Annotated in this window: 18 protein-coding genes; 8 read left to right on the top strand and 10 right to left on the bottom strand. The window is 62.7% G+C overall.

Annotated features, from left to right (window positions below; genetic code table 11):
- Positions 1–97 precede the first annotated feature (97 nt).
- From HUK68_RS22765 to HUK68_RS22730, 8 genes are all read left to right on the top strand, one after another.
- On the top strand, positions 98–1,393 hold the full coding sequence (locus HUK68_RS22765) for a D-amino acid dehydrogenase (RefSeq protein ID WP_175506544.1): 1,296 nt from the start codon (positions 98–100) through the stop codon (positions 1,391–1,393).
- Positions 1,390–2,520 carry an alanine racemase gene (gene alr, locus HUK68_RS22760; protein ID WP_175506543.1) on the top strand — a complete coding sequence of 377 codons (1,131 nt, stop codon included), beginning with the start codon at positions 1,390–1,392 and terminating at the stop codon, positions 2,518–2,520. The genes HUK68_RS22765 and alr overlap by 4 nt, the downstream gene beginning before the upstream one ends.
- A 345-nt stretch (positions 2,521–2,865) precedes the next feature.
- Complete coding sequence (locus HUK68_RS22755) at positions 2,866–3,765, top strand: LysR family transcriptional regulator (RefSeq protein ID WP_175506542.1); 900 nt, start codon at positions 2,866–2,868, stop codon at positions 3,763–3,765.
- A gap of 88 nt (positions 3,766–3,853) precedes the next feature.
- Positions 3,854–4,837, top strand: a complete 984-nt coding sequence (locus tag HUK68_RS22750; RefSeq protein WP_175506541.1) for a Bug family tripartite tricarboxylate transporter substrate binding protein — start codon at positions 3,854–3,856, stop codon at positions 4,835–4,837.
- A gap of 78 nt (positions 4,838–4,915) precedes the next feature.
- Complete coding sequence (locus HUK68_RS22745; protein ID WP_175506601.1) at positions 4,916–6,052, top strand: NAD(P)/FAD-dependent oxidoreductase; 1,137 nt, start codon at positions 4,916–4,918, stop codon at positions 6,050–6,052.
- The gene (locus HUK68_RS22740) at positions 6,042–6,386 is read left to right on the top strand and encodes a (2Fe-2S)-binding protein (RefSeq protein WP_175506540.1); all 345 of its coding nucleotides are present in this window, start codon (positions 6,042–6,044) and stop codon (positions 6,384–6,386) included. The genes HUK68_RS22745 and HUK68_RS22740 overlap by 11 nt, the downstream gene beginning before the upstream one ends.
- Before the next feature lie 2 nt (positions 6,387–6,388).
- A complete protein-coding gene (locus tag HUK68_RS22735) occupies positions 6,389–7,777 on the top strand; it encodes an NAD(P)/FAD-dependent oxidoreductase (RefSeq protein ID WP_175506539.1) in 1,389 nt (462 codons plus the stop codon).
- A gap of 42 nt (positions 7,778–7,819) precedes the next feature.
- A complete protein-coding gene (locus tag HUK68_RS22730; protein ID WP_175506538.1) occupies positions 7,820–8,173 on the top strand; it encodes a RidA family protein in 354 nt (117 codons plus the stop codon).
- Here HUK68_RS22730 and HUK68_RS22725 read toward each other — a convergent pair.
- The 10 genes from HUK68_RS22725 to HUK68_RS22680 form a co-directional block, all read right to left on the bottom strand.
- Positions 8,166–8,480, bottom strand: a complete 315-nt coding sequence (locus tag HUK68_RS22725; RefSeq protein WP_175506537.1) for a transposase — start codon at positions 8,478–8,480, stop codon at positions 8,166–8,168. The two genes, HUK68_RS22730 and HUK68_RS22725, sit on opposite strands and share 8 nt — an antisense overlap.
- Positions 8,481–8,600: 120 nt before the next feature.
- On the bottom strand, positions 8,601–9,038 hold the full coding sequence (locus tag HUK68_RS22720) for a hypothetical protein (protein ID WP_175506536.1): 438 nt from the start codon (positions 9,036–9,038) through the stop codon (positions 8,601–8,603).
- A complete protein-coding gene (locus HUK68_RS22715) occupies positions 9,035–9,901 on the bottom strand; it encodes a nitrilase family protein (protein ID WP_175506535.1) in 867 nt (288 codons plus the stop codon). Before HUK68_RS22715 ends, HUK68_RS22720 begins: the two co-directional genes overlap by 4 nt.
- Positions 9,902–9,937: 36 nt before the next feature.
- The gene (locus HUK68_RS22710; RefSeq protein ID WP_137923809.1) at positions 9,938–10,642 is read right to left on the bottom strand and encodes an ABC transporter ATP-binding protein; all 705 of its coding nucleotides are present in this window, start codon (positions 10,640–10,642) and stop codon (positions 9,938–9,940) included.
- Positions 10,639–12,468 (bottom strand): branched-chain amino acid ABC transporter ATP-binding protein/permease, encoded by a 1,830-nt coding sequence (locus tag HUK68_RS22705; RefSeq protein ID WP_175506534.1) that lies wholly within the window; start codon positions 12,466–12,468, stop codon positions 10,639–10,641. The genes HUK68_RS22710 and HUK68_RS22705 overlap by 4 nt, the downstream gene beginning before the upstream one ends.
- 7 nt (positions 12,469–12,475) lie before the next feature.
- The gene (locus tag HUK68_RS22700; RefSeq protein WP_175506533.1) at positions 12,476–13,309 is read right to left on the bottom strand and encodes a branched-chain amino acid ABC transporter permease; all 834 of its coding nucleotides are present in this window, start codon (positions 13,307–13,309) and stop codon (positions 12,476–12,478) included.
- A 30-nt stretch (positions 13,310–13,339) separates the two neighbouring features.
- Positions 13,340–14,428, bottom strand: coding sequence for a substrate-binding protein (locus HUK68_RS22695; protein WP_434082481.1), 1,089 nt, complete (start codon positions 14,426–14,428; stop codon positions 13,340–13,342).
- Positions 14,429–14,655: 227 nt separating this feature from the next.
- Positions 14,656–15,300 carry an ANTAR domain-containing response regulator gene (locus tag HUK68_RS22690; RefSeq protein WP_175506532.1) on the bottom strand — a complete coding sequence of 215 codons (645 nt, stop codon included), beginning with the start codon at positions 15,298–15,300 and terminating at the stop codon, positions 14,656–14,658.
- 25 nt (positions 15,301–15,325) lie between these two features.
- Positions 15,326–16,480 (bottom strand): transporter substrate-binding domain-containing protein, encoded by a 1,155-nt coding sequence (locus tag HUK68_RS22685; protein WP_175506531.1) that lies wholly within the window; start codon positions 16,478–16,480, stop codon positions 15,326–15,328.
- Between the two features lie 21 nt (positions 16,481–16,501).
- The gene (locus HUK68_RS22680; RefSeq protein ID WP_244146442.1) at positions 16,502–18,004 is read right to left on the bottom strand and encodes an ABC transporter substrate-binding protein; all 1,503 of its coding nucleotides are present in this window, start codon (positions 18,002–18,004) and stop codon (positions 16,502–16,504) included.
- Positions 18,005–18,010 lie beyond the last annotated feature (6 nt).

The raw sequence follows: 18,010 nt of genomic DNA, 5'->3' as shown, positions 1-18,010 counted from the left end.
ACAGTGGATTAAATTGCCGATGATATCAATAACGGTGAAATCTGCTGCACATGCTTTTCTAGAATTTGCTGATCCACCGTCAACCATCGAACACTCCATGAAAGTCATTGTTACAGGCAGCGGCATCGTCGGAACCGCCACTGCGTACTATCTGGCCAAGGCCGGCGCCGAGGTCACCGTCATTGACCGCCAGCCCGGCCCGGCTCTGGAGACCAGCTTCGCCAATGCCGGCCAAGTCTCGCCGGGCTACTCGACGCCCTGGGCTGCGCCGGGCATTCCACTCAAGGCGCTCAAATGGATGGTGCAGAAGCATGCGCCGCTCGCGGTGCGCGCCGACGGCAGCCTGTGGCAGCTGATGTGGATCGCGCAGATGCTGCGCAACTGCACCCCGCAGCGCTACGCGGTGAACAAGGAACGCATGATGCGCATTGCCGAATACAGCCGCGACTGCCTGCGCGCGCTGCGCAGCGACACCGGCATCCAGTACGAGCAGCGCACCGGCGGCACGCTGCAGCTGTTTCGCAGCCAGGCGCAGATCGACACGGCGCAGCGCGACATCGCGGTCCTTGAGGAGTGCGGCGTCGCGTACGAGCTGCTGGACCGGCAATCCCTGCCGCGCGCCGAGCCCGCGCTGGCCCATGCGCAGGACCGGCTCACCGGCGGCCTGCGCCTTCCCGGGGACGAGACCGGCGACTGCCAGCTGTTCGCCACCGAGCTGGCGCGCATGGCGCGCGGCCTGGGGGTAAGGTTCCTGTTCGGCCAGGACATCGAACGCATCGAAGCGCATGCCGGCCGGGTCCAGGGCATCCGCGCCGGCGGCCGGCTGCTCCAGGCGGATTCCTATGTGATGGCACTGGGCAGCTTCTCGCGCGGCATGCTGCGGCCGCTGGACCTCGAGCTTCCGGTCTATCCGGTCAAGGGCTACTCGCTCACCATCCCGCTAGTGGACGCTTCGCGCGCACCCCAGTCGACCGTGCTGGACGAGACCTACAAGATCGCGATCACGCGCTTCGACAACCGCATCCGCGTGGGCGGAATGGCCGAACTGGCGGGCTTCGACATGCGGCTCGATCCCCGGCGGCGGGCGACGCTCGAGATGGTGGTCAGCGATCTGTTCCCGGGCGGCGACCTGCAGCGCGCTGCGTTCTGGACCGGCCTGCGCCCGATGACGCCCGACGGCACGCCGATTATCGGTGCCACCCGCTATGCCAACCTGTTCCTAAACACGGGCCACGGCACGCTCGGCTGGACGATGGCCTGCGGCAGCGGCCGCGTCGTCGCCGACCTGGTCACCGGGCGCCGGCCGGAAATCGATACTGCGGGCCTGGGCGTGGACCGTTACGCCGCTTCGGGACGCCGTGCGTCATCCGCACCCGCCCCCATGGCGGCATGAGCCGGCCCAGCTCGGCGCGCATCGACCTGGATGCGCTGCGCCACAACTACGCCACCGCGCGCAAGCTGCATGGCCGCAAGGTGCTCGCGGTCCTCAAGGCCGACGCCTACGGCCATGGGGCCGTGCGCTGCGCCCTGGCGCTTGCCGGCATGGCGGATGGATTCGCCGTCGCGTTCCTGTCAGAGGCAATGGAGCTGCGCGCCGCGGGCGTCACCGCACCGATCCTGCTGCTCGAAGGAGCATTCGACGGGGAAGAGCTGAAGGTCGCGGCACGGCACGCGCTGGCAGTGGTGGTGCACCACGAATCACAGCTGCGCATGCTGGAGAGCGCACGTGGCCTGGCAGGCACGCTGGATGTCTGGCTCAAGATGGATTCGGGCATGGGGCGCGCCGGCATGGCCCCTGAAGCGATGCGCGCTGGCTTTGCGCGCCTGCAGGCCTGCCCGGCAGTGGCCGAGGTCGTGCTCATGAGCCACTTCGCGCGCGCGGACGAACCGGGCATGTCCACCACTGCCAAGCAACTCGCTGCGTTTCAGGCAGCCTGCGGGGGGCTCGATGCGCGCGCCAGCCTGGCGAATTCTGCTGGCATCCTGGCCTGGCCAGAGGCCTGCCGCAGCTGGGGCCGGGCCGGCATCATGCTGTACGGCGCCGACCCGCTGCCGCCGACGTACCGGCAGGCGCCGCTGCAGCCGGTGATGACGCTGCAAAGCCAGGTCTTCGCCGAGCGACTGCTGCCGCCGGGCGCGCCGCTGGGCTATGGCGGCGGCTTCGTTGCCGAGCGACCCACACGCGTCGGCCTGGTCGCGCTCGGCTATGCCGACGGCTATCCGCGCAGCGCGCCCGCGGACACCCCGGTGGCCATCGAAGGGCACGCCGCACGACTGATCGGGCGCGTGTCGATGGACATGCTCACAGTGGACCTCACGGATCTTCCCGCGTGCGGCATCGGCAGCAAGGTCGAGCTGTGGGGCAGGACCATCGATGTGAACCAGGTGGCGGCCGGCGCCGGAACCATTGCCTACGAGCTGCTGTGCAATGTGAAGCGCGTACCGCGCGTCTACGAAGGCGCCGATGCTGTGCCTGAGGCATCCAATCCCGGCCCATGCTTCGAGGAACTCCACCTGTGAACAGCATCCTGCTCGCGGCGGGATATTGCCGCCGCGCAGGGAAATTCACCGTTTCTCCAGGACGGCTTCGCCGTCCGCGCTCCTGACCCTGCTGTGAACGACAGGGTTTGCTGCGCATTAGATCAAAACGATGCGCGAAACGGGTGCCGACATGCTCACGAAATACAAGGAAACCTCCAGAGGTGGCCTGGCCGTGAATATCGTCGAGTGTTGAGGCGGCGCATCCCGATTGCAGTGCTCAGTCCGGCGCCCATCCGCGTGGGGCCTCGGTGCCTGCCTTTGGCAAAATCCAGTGCTTGCGCCAACACGGCGCAGGCGTGCCGGAAAACAGCCCTTGATTTCACCATGACAAAACGCGACGTCACTTACCGAATGCTCGAGGCCTTCCGCGCAGCGATGCTCCACAACGGCATTGGCGCCGGTGCCGAGGCACTGGGCATATCGCAGCCGGCAATGAGCCGGCTGATTGCTGACCTGCAGAAATCGGTCGGTTTTCTGCTTTTTACCAAGCGGGGACGCTCCATCCAGCCAACGGAGGAAGCCCATGCACTCATGGCCAAGGTGCAGCAAGCATTTCTGGGATTGGAGCAGATCGTCGATTTCTCCGACCAACTGCGCAAACAGAAGCTCGACCATCTCTCCATCTCCGCGGTGCCTTCGATCGGCCACTCGATCATGCCTGGCGTGGTGCGGCAACTCCGGCAGCAATTCCCGGATGTTCTGGTGACGCTGCGCGTCACGTCGTACGTGGATGTCGCGCGGCACGTCAAGAACCGGCAGGCCGACATTGGCTTGACGGCCGACGCCTTGTCCCTGGGCGAGCTGGCGACCATTGCCGAATTTTCTTCGGAATGCGTCTGCATCGGCACTTCGCAATGGCTCGATGCAAAGGCGCAATATGTCGATGTATCGGAGCTGGCGGGCAAGCCCTTCGTCGGCCCCACGGGGACGTTCCAGACCCGGCTCAATGCCTGGCTCAATGCCAACGGCGTGCAGGTGGATGCGATGGTCGAAGCCTCGCTGTTCCAATCAATCAGCGATCTGTGCCTCGAAGGGCTGGGCATTGCCGTGGTCGATCCCATGACCGGCGCGAAACACCGAAGGCATGGAGGTATCGTTTTGCCGCTGCGCCCCCCCATTGCCTACACGGTCTATGCGACGGCCATGGGGGATGCCCGGCTGTCCGCGCCGGCGCGGGAGCTCATTCGACTGCTGGCTGCAGCAAGCCGCGAATCCATCACATAAGCGGATGGATCGATGTTCTAGCGTCCATGGATAACAAAGCGATATGTCCATACGATGAAACCTCGAACGTTTATTCAACGGAGGTTTCATGCGGTCTCGATTCGCTTTTCGGTCAGAGATAGTGGGCGTCATTGGTGCGGGATTACTGTGCATGGCGACTGCGGCAAAGGCCGAATGGCCGGAAAAGCCGATTCGATTGGTCGTCAATGCGGGTGCCGGCGGCGCAGCGGACGGGACGGCGCGCATCCTGGCCGAGGCGTTGGGCAAGAGACTGGGTCAGCCGATCGTCATCGAGAACAAACCGGGAGCGTCGGGTGTCATCGGCCTCGATGCCGTGGCCAAGGCGGCGCCGGATGGCTACACCATCGGCAATGCCAATCTGGCGACCTACACCGTGACAGCCTTGACCGCCAGATCCCTGCCCTACAAACCCGCCCGGGACTTCACGCCGATCGCCCGGCAATGGACGCAGCCAAACCTGCTGGGCGTGAACAAGGATTTTTCCGCCAGGAGCGTGGAAGAACTGGCCGCTCATGCCAAATCGCATCCCGGCGAGGTTTTCTATGGCTCCACCGGCAGCGGCACGGCCTTGCATGTCCTGGGCGCCCTGTTTGGCAATCTCTCGGGCGCGCAGCTGACCCATGTTCCATACAAGACCGCGCCCGCGGCGGAATTGGATCTGGCGTCGGGCCAGATCCAGATGATGTTCAGCAACTTCACCTCCATGGAGCCGCAGGTGCGTGCCGGGCGCATCAGGGCGCTGGCCATCACGGGACCGGTGCGCTCGGCGCTGCTGCCCAACGTGCCCACCATTCGCGAGGCGGGCTATCCCGATCTCGAGATGGAAACCTGGGGCGGCATCGTCGGGCCGGCCAACATGCCGCAAGCCATCGTCGACAAGCTCCATCGCGAAATCAATGCCGTGCTGGCGGACCCCGAAGTCATCAGGAGGCATGAAGCCCTCGGTGCCAAGGTCGCGCCTGGTTCGATTGCCGAATACAAGCGCATGCTGGAAAACGACAGCGCGCGTTGGGGCGAAGTCGTCAAGCGCAACAAGATCACGCTGGATTGACGGCCGCATCTTCCCGGGCACCGTGCAGCCAGGCAGTGCGTGCAGCCGCTGTCGCCCGAACCCATCCAAAGCATCCTTATGTCTTCAAATGAAATCATTGTCGTGGGGGGCGGCCTGGTCGGCGCCGCCATCGCCTACGGCGCCGCCCGGTGCGGCCGCTCGGTGACGCTGCTGGACCAGGCAGACGTGGCCCATCGGGCGTCGCGCGGCAACTTCGGCCTCGTCTGGCTGCAAAGCAAGGGCGCGGGCTTTGCGCGCTATGCACGCTGGAGCCGGGATGCGGTCGATCACTTTGGGCCGCTAGCCAGGGAGTTGTACGAACGCACCGGCATTGATGTCGACCTGCAGCAAAACGGTGGCTTCTGGCTGGGATTCAGCGAAAAGGAGATGGCCGAGCGGCAGGCGCTGCTGGCGGACATCAACGCTGCCGACGGCCGCACACCGTTCGAGATGCTCGACCACAACGAACTCAAGGCGCGCCTTCCGGCCATCGGTCCGTCCGTCGTGGGCGGCAGCTGGTGCGCGCTGGATGGCCATGTGAACCCGCTCAAGCTGCTGCATGCGCTGCACGCCGGGTTGAAGCTCCACGGCGGGCGCATCTGCAACGGCGTCGATGTGCGCGAGGTGCGCTCGCTCGGCTTCGACAAAGGCTTTGTCGCCACTGGCGCGGACGGCGAGAAATGGGCCGCGGACAAAGTCGTTCTGGCTGCCGGCTTGAACAACGACACGCTGGCCCCGCAGCTGGGCATGCATGCTCCCGTGATCGCCAATCGCGGGCAGGTGCTCATCACCGAGCGGCTGCAGAAATTCCTTCCCTATCCCACCAACAAGGCGCGCCAGACCGCCGAAGGCACGGTCCAACTCGGCTTTTCTGTGGAAAACGTGGGGCGGGACGATGGCACCACGGTATCGGCCGTCGAGTGGATTGCCAAGCGCGCAGTGGCGACGTTCCCGATTCTCGGCTCGGCCAAGCTGGTGCGGGCCTGGGGGGCGCTGCGGGTGATGACACCGGACGGCTCCCCGATCTACCAGGAATCCGAGAAAACACCCGGAGCCTTCGTGGCAACCAGCCACAGCGGCGTTTCCCTGGCCGGCTCGCATGCCTTTGAAATCGGTTCCTGGGTCGCCGGCGTCACTGCCGCGCCCGACGGCATCGAACAGTTTGCCGGCGAAAGATTCTTGGATCCCAACAGGAAATTCAGCAATGCACACTAAATCCGCAGCCCCCTGCACTTCTCTTTTTGTCCAGTCAGCCGATGCAGACGCGCAGAAGGTGCAGATCCACTTTGAAGGCCAGCCATTGAATGTGCCTGCCGGCATCAGCGTGGCCTCGGCGCTGCTGATGTCGGGCGTGCGCAGCTTTCGTTCGACCCCGGTGTCGGGTGCGTCGCGCGCGCCCTACTGCATGATGGGCGTGTGCTTCGAGTGCCTGGTCGCCATCGATGGCCGTCCTGGTCGCCAGTCGTGCCTTGTCGCCGTCAAGGACGGAATGGTTATCCAGCGCCAGGAAGGTGCCTCGGAACTCGTCATTCAGCGCGCAGAGGATTGACCATGGAAAACATCGTGCAAACGTTTGACTTGGTGGTCATCGGCGCCGGCCCCGCCGGCCTTAGTGCGGCGATCGAAGCCCGCCGCCTGGGCCTGACCGTCGCGGTACTGGATGAACAGCAGCGCGTCGGCGGGCAGATCTACCGCGCGATCCAGGACTCGACGCAGCGCCGGCGCCAGGTCCTCGGTCCGGACTATGCGGCAGGCGCGCTGCTTGCCGAGACCTTTGCTACCTGCGGTGCGCAGCATGTGGCGGGGGCCGCGGTCTGGAATGTCGACCGGGACAAAACCGTTTCCTATCTCCAGGACGGGCGCAGCAAAACTGTACGCGGCCGCAGCCTGGTGCTCGCCAGTGGCGCGATGGAGCGGCCTTTTCCGGTTCCTGGCTGGACGCTGCCGGGGGTGATGGGCGCGGGCGCGGCGCAGATCCTCTACAAGACCTCCGGAGCCGTTCCAGGCGAACCGGTGGTTCTCGCAGGCTGCGGTCCGCTGCTGCTGCTGCTGGCGCAGCAATATCTGGAGGCGGGAGTGCGCATCAAGGCGCTGATCCACACCACGGCAACGGCGGACTACCTGCGCGCTGCTCCCCATCTTCCAGGCGCATTGCGTGGCTGGAAGGACCTTGCCAAGGGTGCAGCAATGCTCAGGAAAATCCGTGCGCATGGGGTCGAAACCTACGCCGGTGCGAGCGCCTTTTCCATCGAAGGTCAGGATCGGGCCCAAGCCATCTCGTTCACCCATGGCGGGCGGCAAAAGCGCATAGAGACCTCGCTGGTTCTGTTGCACCAGGGGGTGGTGCCCAACACACAGCTGAGCTGGTCGCTCAGAGCCGAACATCGTTGGGACGAGCAGCAATTGTGCTGGGTGCCCGTGACCGACACGGCGGGCCAGATCGAGGACACCAGCATCTACATCGCCGGCGACAGCCGCGGCATCGTCGGCGCCAAAGCCTCTGCCGCTCAAGGGCGGCTCGCAGCGTTGGACATTGCTCGCCGACTGGACAAGGTCGCGCCTGGCGCGCTTGACGCGACACGGGAAGACATGGCCAGGGAGCTGAACAAGAGCACGCAGATACGCCCTTTCCTGGACAGTCTTTACCGGCCGCTCGATGCGCACCGCATTCCTGTGGACGACCAGGTCACGGTCTGCCGCTGCGAAGAAGTCACGGCTGGGCAGATCAAACGCTACGTCGAGGTGGGCTGCATCGGCCCCAATCAGACAAAGGCCTTTGGCCGCTGTGGCATGGGGCCATGCCAGGGCCGGCTCTGCGGCCTCACGGTCACGGAAATCATTGCCAGCGAACGCCGGCTGAGCCCAGCCGAGGTCGGCTATTACCGCATCCGTCCGCCTTTGAAGCCCATCACGCTGAGCGAGCTCGCGGGCAGCGAGTGAAGGCAGTATCCCTCTTTCAATAAACCAACCATGGAGTTTCTTATGGAAATCAAACGCATCGCCACCGATACACGCCGCTCGCGTGCGGTCGTCTACAACGGTATGGTCTTTGTCGGCGGGCAGACCGCCGATGACCGGAGCCAGGACATCCGCGGACAGACCCTCCAGACCTTGGCAAAGATAGAAAAGTTTCTGGCCGACGCAGGCACGGACAAGAGCCGCCTGCTGACGGCTCAGATCTGGATCAAGGATCTGGAGCGGGACTTTGCGGGCATGAACGAAATCTGGGATGCCTGGACCGCGCCGGGCGCTGCGCCCACGCGTGCCACGGCCCAGTGCGATCTGGGCGCGAAGGACATTCTGGTGGAGATCATCGTGACCGCTGCGGTCAATTGACGGTACGCATATGGGTGTCGGGCACCGCTGGCTTGGCGGGCAGTTGCATCGGCACGAAGGCTGACGGCACTTGAGCCGCCTGAAGCTGAGGTGCGGGCAGCGCATCCTGCCGGCAGATGGCGGGGACCGTCTCGGCGATCCGCACCCAGCGGCGCAGCAGGTTTGCGTTGATGCCGTTGGCCATTGCCACTGCTGCCGTCGACATGCCTGGTTGCATGCACAGCGCCACCGCGTTGGCTTTGAATTCGTCGCTGTGAATGCGCCGGCGCCGGCGGTCGTCGATGACTTGTTCGGGAATAGTGTTCACGTGTCCACCAAGGGAGTTGAGGTGGACACGAGACTCCTACGGAACTCGCGGACGATCAAGGTGGCGTGGCTGGCCGCTTACTCCGACGCGCCCAGACGTCTGCCAGGCCCGCGCTGCCGGTCAGGTCGGAAGCATGAAGCCGTCGAAGAAGGCCGACAGCTCCACATGCGTATCCAGCGGCAGCACCTGGGCCACATACTGGTCGGAACGCACCACCACCAGCGTGCCCCGCCTGCGGTCGATGTCGCGCAGCGCGAAGATGTCCTGGCCGCTCCTGGGATCCGGGGCAAACACCTTTTCCAGGTTATGGAGTCCGTGCCGGTCCTTTTGCGGATGCAGCAGGGCCGGCAAGGCGTGCAGCTCGATGTCCTGGTACGGCTCCTGGAAGATGGCGCGCAGGTCGAACAGCGCATCCGGGTCCTGGCCCAGCGCCCTCTCGGTACCAGCACGCCTATACACTGGCTCGACGTACTGATCCAGTGTCATCGACACGGATCGCCTCAGGAGCTCGCGCAGGCAAGCGGTATTGAGGCTCGACGCGCTCAGCGGCCAGGTCATGCAAGAGGAGGTTGCAAAACCTGTGCATACACCTGCGGACGGCGGTCGTTCAGCACGTGATTGTTAGCGTTGAGGGCGCGCAGCTGGCGAGCAGTGTTGAAGTCAATCTCCGCCAACAGCATTTCTTCCCTGTCGGGTGATGCCGGTCCGGCCAGTGGCCAACCGTCGGGGCCCACGATCAGGCTGCGGCCGAGGAAGGGCTGCCCGCGTTCGATGCCGATGCGATCCGCTGCGGCGACAAACAGCGCGTTGGTGTGCGCGCCGCCCATCGCGAGAAGATTCGCCATGGTAGGAAGGTCGGACGGCTGGTGTCGCATGGGAACCCAGTTTGTTGGCACACACAAGAGTTCGGCGCCACCGACTGCGGCCATTCGGTAGATCTCACTAAACCACATGTCGTAGCAGATAGCGCAGGCAAAGCGCCCCCCTTCGAATTCGAACACCGGCACGCCCAGGTCGCCCGGCTCGAAGAACAGCTGCTCGGCGTCCCAAAGGTGGTTCTTTCGGTAGGTGCCCAAGTACCCGTCGGGACCAATGACCGCAGCGGAGTTATAGAGCCGGTCGCCAACGCGTTCAGAGACGCCAGCGACGATCACAAGGCCAAGCTTTGCAGCAGTGCGTATCCAAGCCTCGCAGCTGGGACCACCGGGCACCGGCTCCGCCGCCTCGAATGCCTCCTCTCGGGAATTGAAAACGTAGCCTGTGTTGCACAACTCGGGCAACACCACAAGACGTGCGCCCGCGGCCGCTGCCGCTTCGATGTACTCCAGGCTGCGCCTGAGGTTGTCCACCTTCTGGCCTACACGAGGTTCCATCTGAACGCAGGCGATTCGCAGCGAGATCGGAGTTTGGTTGGCTGTCATGAGCGTATAAATGGGAAGAAATTGCAAATTACGCTGTCACAGCCCCAAATCGGCCGCGATATGCTGCGCTGCTTGATTGGAATCCACCCTGGCTGCATTGACGATCTCGCCGCGCTTGAGCAGCAGATAGCGGTCGGCCACCGATAGCGCGAAGCTGACGTTCTGCTCTACCAGCAACATGGCGGTTCCCGAGCGCTCGCGCTCGCTCCTGAGAATTGCCGCCAAGCGTTCGATCACCGAGGGTTGCAGGCCTTCGGTGATCTCGTCGATCAGGATGAGCGCTGGAGCGGAAAGGAGCGCGCGCGCAATCAGCAGCATCTTCTGTTCGCCCCCCGAAAGCGTTCCTGCACGCTGCTTTAGGCGCGTGGCCAGAACCGGGAAGACGTCGGCGACGCGCTCAAATTGCCTATTGAACGATTTCGATTCGCGCAGCCCCAGCTGCAGGTTCTGCTCGACGCTGAGGTCGTGGAACAGAGGCTTCTCCTGGGGGGCGTAGGCTAGTGCACGCCGAGCCACCTGGTGCGCGCGCAGCTTACTCACATTTTCACCAAAGATGGACACCGTGCCACGTTGCGCCGCAACCAGGCCCATGATGGTTTTCAAGAGGGTACTCTTGCCCATGCCGTTCTTTCCCAACAGCGCAACGATCTCCCCCGGTGCAACCGAAAGGCTCACGCCGTGCAGAACCATTGCACCGCCGTAGCCGGCGGTGAGCTCACTGACCTCAAGTGCGGCACTCATGCATGTTCTCCAGGTGCGCCAGCACCGGCATAGACCTCGCGAACGAGTTCGGAGTTGACAACCTCTTCGACACTGCCGTCGAGGACGATCTGGCCTTGATGCAAGACGATGATCCGGCTGCTGATCTCGTGCACGAAGTCCAAGTCGTGCTCGACCAGCAGTACGCACAGAGCGTAGTTCCGAGTCAGGTCAAGCAGAATGGCTCCGATCTGCGTACGTTCTGCCTTGGTAAGCCCGGCCGTGGGTTCGTCAAGGAGTAGCACGTTAGGTTCCAGCGCCAGCACCATCGCCAACTCGAGGGCTTGCTTCATACCGTGCGAGAGATCGCGCGAAGCGACATCCAATTGCTTGTCCAGCCCAGTGGCTCGCAGCACCTCGAGCGCGGCATCCGGCAATGCGAGAACCGAGGCACGCCGCAAGAGTGACGGCGGCTCGAGCCGCGTGCGGGACACCCGCATGGCCTGCGCAACCGTCAGTGACTCGAACACGTTGGCATTCTGGAACTTGCGACCTGCTCCCAGTGCGACACAAGTCGCTGGCGGGGACCGAAGGATGTCATGGTCATTGAGCCTGATGGTTCCCGATGTCCGCTCAGCGCCATCGGCGATGCATTTCATCAAGGTGGTTTTGCCCGCACCGTTCGGGCCGATCAAGCTCAGCAGCTCGTTGGGCCGCACCTTGAAGTCGATGCCGCGCAGTACTTGAAGACTCCCGAAGCGCTTGTGGACGTCTTCGACGCTGAGCGCAAACCGGCCGACCGAGGCCAAGCCAGCGAGAGGCCGTGGTTCGGCAACGCGCAGTGCCCCCTCCCTTGCGCGCGCAGCGCTCCGCCGGGTGCCGAGCCGACACCATCTACGCACAGCGTTCAGCAGCGCTGGCAGCAGCCCCTGTGGCATAGCAACGATGACGATGACAAAAGCCACACCACTCAGTAGTTTCCACAGGAACGGAAGGCTGCCACTCAAGTAGGAGGTGCTGCTGTCGAGCAGCACGGTACCAATCACCGGTCCGAGCAGGGTGCCGCGCCCCCCGAGAGCGACCCACATCAGCAGTTCGGTGCCGAACGCGAAGCCAGCGTATTCCGGTGCCACCACCATCTGCACGCAGGCGAAGAGAAAGCCGGCGCAGGAGGCGACCGCCCCACAGGCGACCATGAGCAGAATCTTTACGCGCGAGACATTGATCCCAAGATACGCGCAGCGCTGTTCATTATCTCGAATGGCCTCGAGAATGCGGCCTGCGTCGCTGCGAACGAAGACCCATGCGCCCGCGGTGATCACGAGCAGGAAGCCAGCGGTGATACGGAACCAGGCCTCGAGGGACAGGTCAAAGCTCTCGAACCCAGCGAGTCCGCTGCTCGAGCCGGTGAAGCTGCCGCCGGAATACAGCAACTGACTCACAACGATGGGCAGTACCAGGGTGATGACAGAGCCGTAAAGCGCCGAGGCACCGGGATGGAAAGCGAACCAGCCCACGACTAGAGCGACCAGCATGGCGCCGGCGATGGCGATGCCGAAGGCCATCAGGGCCGTTCCTGGTCCAAAGCCGACGTGCGTGAAAGTCAACGCTGCCGCATAGGCGCCGAGGCCGAAGAACGCTGACTGTCCGAAAGTCAGAATGCCTGTGTAGCCCCAAAGGATGTCGACTGTGATGGCGACCGCTGCATAGAGGAAGGCGCGGATGAGCGTATTGACCAGATAGGTCGGCAATACGTCGGGCGCTATGAAAAGCAAAACAATGCCTGCGGCTGCCAGACCGACGGGCAAGGCCAATCGACGCCTGGTCACTGCGGGGTTTGCGACTACGGGTTGGGTGCTAATGTTCATGTGTGTTTCAACCTCGTGCAAAGCCTTCCGGACGCACGCGAAGGATCAGCGCTGCAAGCACCACGATGGTCAACCCGCCCAAGATAGGATTGGCCCAGGTGCTGACCAAGACTTGGGCGCCACCGAGTACCAGACAGGCGATGCCGAGACTGACCAGAGAAACGCCAGAGACCATCACGATCATGAAGGCGTTGACAAGCCAAGGCACGCCCATGTTGGGGTCGACGCTGGAAAGCGGGGTGATCAGGGAACCGGCCAGACCGGCGAGTCCGGCACCGAGTGAGAACGTCGCCAGACGCACCAGGCTGGTATTAATGCCAAGTCCCCGGGCCAGGTCTTCGTTCATGATCACTGCGCGTGTCACGAGCCCCAGGCGAGATCCGTTCATCATCCAGCCAAGCACGCCGACGACTGCCAGCGAGAGTGGAATCATCAAGAGCCTATAGCTTGAGTAGGAAGAGCCGGCGAAGTCAAAAGCGCCGCTGAGAGGACTTTGTACGAACTGCACGCCACGATCGAAGACCAGAGTGATGCATTGACCCATAACAATCGCCAATCCCCAGGTCGCCAGGATGGCGTCGAGTGGGCGTTGGTAAAGCGGCTTCATCACCAGGCGCTCGACCACCGCTCCAAGGAAGCCCCCGATGGCGAATGCTACCGGCAAGGACCACCAGGGATTCCATCCTAAATTGGTCACCAGAAGTGCGGCGTATCCCCCCACGGTGAGGAAGGCACCGTGCGCGAAATTGATGATCTTCATGACGCCGAAGACGATCAGAAGGCCGGCCGAAACGCCGTACAGGATGGCGGCGGTGGTCAGAATGTCGAGCACCAAGGTCATAGCATCAGTTCCTGGTTCGTCTAGTTGGCGCTATTTCAGCTGCGGGCACTGCGCACCGGGAGCGACGTTCTGGAACGTCTCTAGGATCTTGACGCTGCCGTCAGCCTGCACCTGGCCTATGTACATGGTCAGCGCTGCGTGGTGTTGCTGGTCCATCTTGATCTCGCCGCGTGGGCCGTTGACGGATACTTCCCCGAGCGCCTTGAGGACCTTGTCGGTTTCGAGAGTGCCCGCCTTTTCAACCGCGAGTTTGTACGCCCAGACAGCTTCGTACTGAGGCGTGGAGAGATCGTTAGGTGTCTTCATATCCGGTCCGAAGCGCTTGCTCATCGCGGACAGAAATTCCTTGTTGCGCGGCGTGTCGATGCTGGTGTAGTACGAGCCCGCGGTATAGACACCCTTGGCATCGCTGCCCATGCTCTTGGCGGTGCCTTCATCCACCGCCAGATTGCCGAAGGGAAGACTGACGCCGGCAGCCCGAAGCTGCTTGGTGAGCGTCACGTTGGGCGCCCCGCCTGAGGTAGAGCTAATCAGGGCATCGGCGCCTGAGGCCTTGAGCTTACTGATGATGGCTGTCCAGTCCGAGCCGTCTATGGGCAAGTACTCTTCACCAACCACCTTGTGTCCTTTCGACGCAATGTATTTGCGCGTGAACTCCAGCATGCCGCGGCCGAAGGCGTAGTCACTTCCGATCAGGAAGTAGCTCTTGGTATTGAGTTTTGTGCTGAAATAGTCGACCACCGGAGCAACCTGCTGCTCCGGCACCCAGGCGTTGATGAACAGGTGCTTATTGCAGGAGCGGCCTTCGTAGAAAGAGGTGTAGATAAAGGGCTTCTTGGCGCGGGTGACGATGGGGAGTGCCGCGTTGCGTGCGGCACTCGTCTCCATGGAGATGACAGCGTCAACCTTCTTTTGAAACAGCAACGAGTCGTAGGCTTTCTGGGCACCTGCAGCACCGCTGCCATCGTCTGCAACCTCAAGCACCACCTTGCGTCCGAGAATTCCCCCTGCCGCGTTGATTTCGTCGATTGCGAGCTGTGTGGCCTGTACGACAGAAGGAGCGACGACGCTGTTTGCGCCGCTCAAGCCCACCGCCGTACCAATCACGACAGGCGGCATTTGCTGTGCCGCAGCGATGGGACTGGCGAGCAGGGACACGGACGCGAATGCAGCGAGGATGCTCGTCGCGGTAAACAATTGAGTTGATTTGCGCATAGGGCTCACGATCGAGATTTGAAAGTCAAAAACAAAAAAGCCTTCGTCCTGCCGCATGGCGATTGAACGAAGGCTTCCTAGCCAACTGAAGTGCGGCAGCCCTGCCGCGGTGCATGAAAGCGCTCTCTAAGCTAGCGCCGTGTTAGTCCAAGCACCTTCCGTGCCAACTTCGGGCCTGAGGTTGCCGTGGACGTGCTGTCAAATACCCTGTGTGCAGTAATGATGGAGCGTGCCACAGCGCCCATCCCTAGGCGCTGCGAGGTGGCCTGGCTTCGAATCAACTGGTATGCGGCATCTTCGTCGAGGCGTTTCATATCCATCAAAATTCGCGTCGCGCGCTCTATCTCGCGCCGACTGCGCAGCGTTTCTTCGAGCTTGTTGACCTTAGCGAGTAGGCGGGATTGGTAGCCGTGTAGCGAACGTGCCAGCAGCAGACTGGAAACAATGCCCGAGGGGCGGATGGGTTTGGTAATGAAGCAGTGCGCTTCCGATTCGAGAAGGCTCTTGACTGCACTGGGGCTTTCGTAGTCGACGATGGCCACCAAGCACGGCGCGGGGTCGACGAATCGTGGCAGTGTCACACGCGGTCCTTCGGCGGTGATTGCAAAGAACACAACGCTGGTCGATACCGAAATACTGGCCGGAGGCGGCCAGCAGGCGTCGATCTGGCAGCCGATGCGCTTGAGATGGCGCAACAATTCTTCGATCTCACGGTCCAGCGGATGCAAAACCGTCACATTCAAGCCGCGCAGCTCGCGCATCGGATCATTGCTCATGTCGATGTATTTAAAGAAGCAGAGTTCACGGACCCGGAGCTTCGGCAAGCGTCTCGGCACCACCATAGCTCACCAACCACGGGTCGGGTTGGGCGGCTTCGCTCGCCTGCCAGAGTATGTCGAACTGGTCGCGGCCATTCCAGCGGCCAATGCGCGGCGTCATCCAGGTGTGATTGTTGTCGTAGTCGACCACCATCTGACCCTGCGGTGCCTCAAATGGCACACCTCGCATCGCGTCGATGATGGACTGGGTGTCCATCTCTCCAGACTTCTCGAGAGCACGTGCAAAAAGATGGACGACGCTGTAGGCTGCGGCGGCAATCTGGGAAACCGGCGCCTGCGCACCAAATGCGCGCCTGAAGCCGTTCACAAAGCGCTGACTTGGTGCAGTGTCGAGGCTTGCGAAGAAGGGTGCCGACGTTATATGGCCGGCGACTGGGGGCTTTGGCAAGGCGAGCATCTCCGCCTCGGTGATGTTGTGGCTGGCAATCGGGATAGAGCCATCAATGCCTGCATTGGCGCAGGCCTGCAGAAGATCGCAGATCGACTGGCCCACCAGCGCACTGAATAATATGTCGGGCTTCAATTCAACCACACGCTCCACTAACTGCGCCATGCGCGCCGCATCGGGCTGTAGAGGGAGGTACAGTTCGTCGAGCACGGCCCCCCCTTGGCGCTCGACCAGATCGCGCATTACGCGATTGGACTCGCGCGGGTAGATGTAGTCGCTGCCGACAAGCACGAAGCGGCGGGCCCCGCTTCGCAGCAGATAGCGAGCAAGTGGAAGGGTGTTTTGGTTGGTGGCAGCGCCGGCGTAGATCACGTTGGGAGAATATTCGAATCCCTCATATAGGTCCGGGTACAGGAGCAGACCATTGCGCCGCTCGATAGTGGGCAGCACAGCCTTGCGGCTCAGTGAGGTGCAGCATCCGATTACCACGTCCACGCCATCTTCGGTGAACAGTCGGTCCACGCACTGACGATAGAGGGCAAGATCGCATCCCGGGTCATAGGCCTTGGTGTTCAGCAGGCGCCCACGCACACCGCCGCGGGCGTTGATCTCTTGGAGAGCAAGCGTGATTCCCTGCACATGCTGGCGCGAGGAAATCGCAGTCGGCCCATCGAGGGAATAGAGCACGCCGAGGATCCAGGGCTCCGGGTTGTGCGTGATAGGGGACATGGTCGGCATGCTTTCGGTCATTTAAGTGAACCGTACGCGCCGAAAGTCTTGCCAGCACTGGTTCACTGTAGTCAGGCCAGTGACACGGGGCGAGCATGCGATCATCCCTCTTGCCGAGGTGACCAGGGGCAGGATGGGGAGGGTCTCCATGACGCGCGCATCAGCGGCGCGGTAAAGCGATTTTCGCTCTTCAAATGACAGGGTACTCCGCGCCTGATCCAGCATCGTGTCGAGTACAGGATCGTGGTGGTACCCGGCATTGAACCCGCGTGGGGACATGTTGCGGCTGTGCAGGACCTGAGATAACCACACGTCGCACGACATGGCCCAGCTCATCTCGCTCATTGCGACGCCCATCGGTGCGCCTTGCCGCCATTGATTGCAATAGGCAACCCATTCATCTTGCAAGCTGACTTCCAGTCGGACCCCGACCGCAGCGAGGTCGTGTGCGATTCGTTGGAAGATCGCTCCAGGATCGAGTTGCGCCGAGCCCGCGCGTGCGCCAATGACATGCAGGACCAAGCCCTGTGGAACACCAGCCGCTGCCAGTAAGGCGCGCGCCAGATCAGGGTCGTAGGGATAGCGTTCCAATGCATGCGCATCATGCGCTGGCGCACCCGGTGGAATCGCCGAGGTTGCAGGGCGTACAGTTCCTGGAAAGAGCGCGTCACAAAGCGACTTCCGATCAATGGCATGTGCAATGGCCTGGCGTACCCGGCCATCGGATACCCATGGGTCACGTTGGTTGAACACCAAGTACCAAAGGTACGGAGGGGAAAACGCAGGCACGTTAAAACCGTGCGCCAGCAGGTTCTCCACATCGGTGCCCTCGAGGCTGTAGGCTACGTCCACCTGGCCTTCCATCAGGGCCCGCACGCGATCCTGCAGATCGGGAATTGGAAGGAACTGGATGGCATCGATCGCCGGCGGGCCATCCCAATACGCCGCGTTGCGTCGAAGTTCCACGGCCGATCCGCCCGCGGTCTCAAATCGACGATGGAACCGAAAAGCCCCGGTGCCTGGGGCGCGATCTGCGCAGCCATCCGGTCCGAATTCTCGGATCGCCTTAGGGCTGATAAGTGCCTGCGAGCCGGGCGCGTCTTCCTGCGTCATGTAACGCAGAAATTCCGGGAATGGTTCGCTCAAGCGAAACTCGACTGTCATCGAGTCCCGCGCGTGAACGTGGTCGATGAGCCCTACCCCTTCGCGATTGAAGTCAGCAGCGACATGTGAGTAATAGGGAGAGGCCGGATCGCACATCCTCTGGTAATTGAGGACGACGGCATCCGCATCCAGCTCGGCGCCGTCGTGAAAGCGTACGTCTCTGCGAAGTTTGAAGATGAAGTGGCGGGCATCGGGCGATTGCTGCACCGATTCGGCCAGCCTGGGCACCACTTGGGTCGGCGCACCGGTTGAACCGGGGGGCATATGGAAATCATCCTCGACGAGGCTTTCGTGCGTTTGCTGCACGACGCGGCCAGTGTTCCAGCCGCCGAAAGAACGGGGTGGGTCGATTTCGTCCACGGCCCA

Source organism: Comamonas antarctica (assembly GCF_013363755.1).
Lineage (GTDB): Bacteria > Pseudomonadota > Gammaproteobacteria > Burkholderiales > Burkholderiaceae_C > Comamonas > Comamonas antarctica.
Note: the sequence above shows the minus strand (reverse complement) of the source record. Positions and strands in the feature narration are given on the sequence as shown.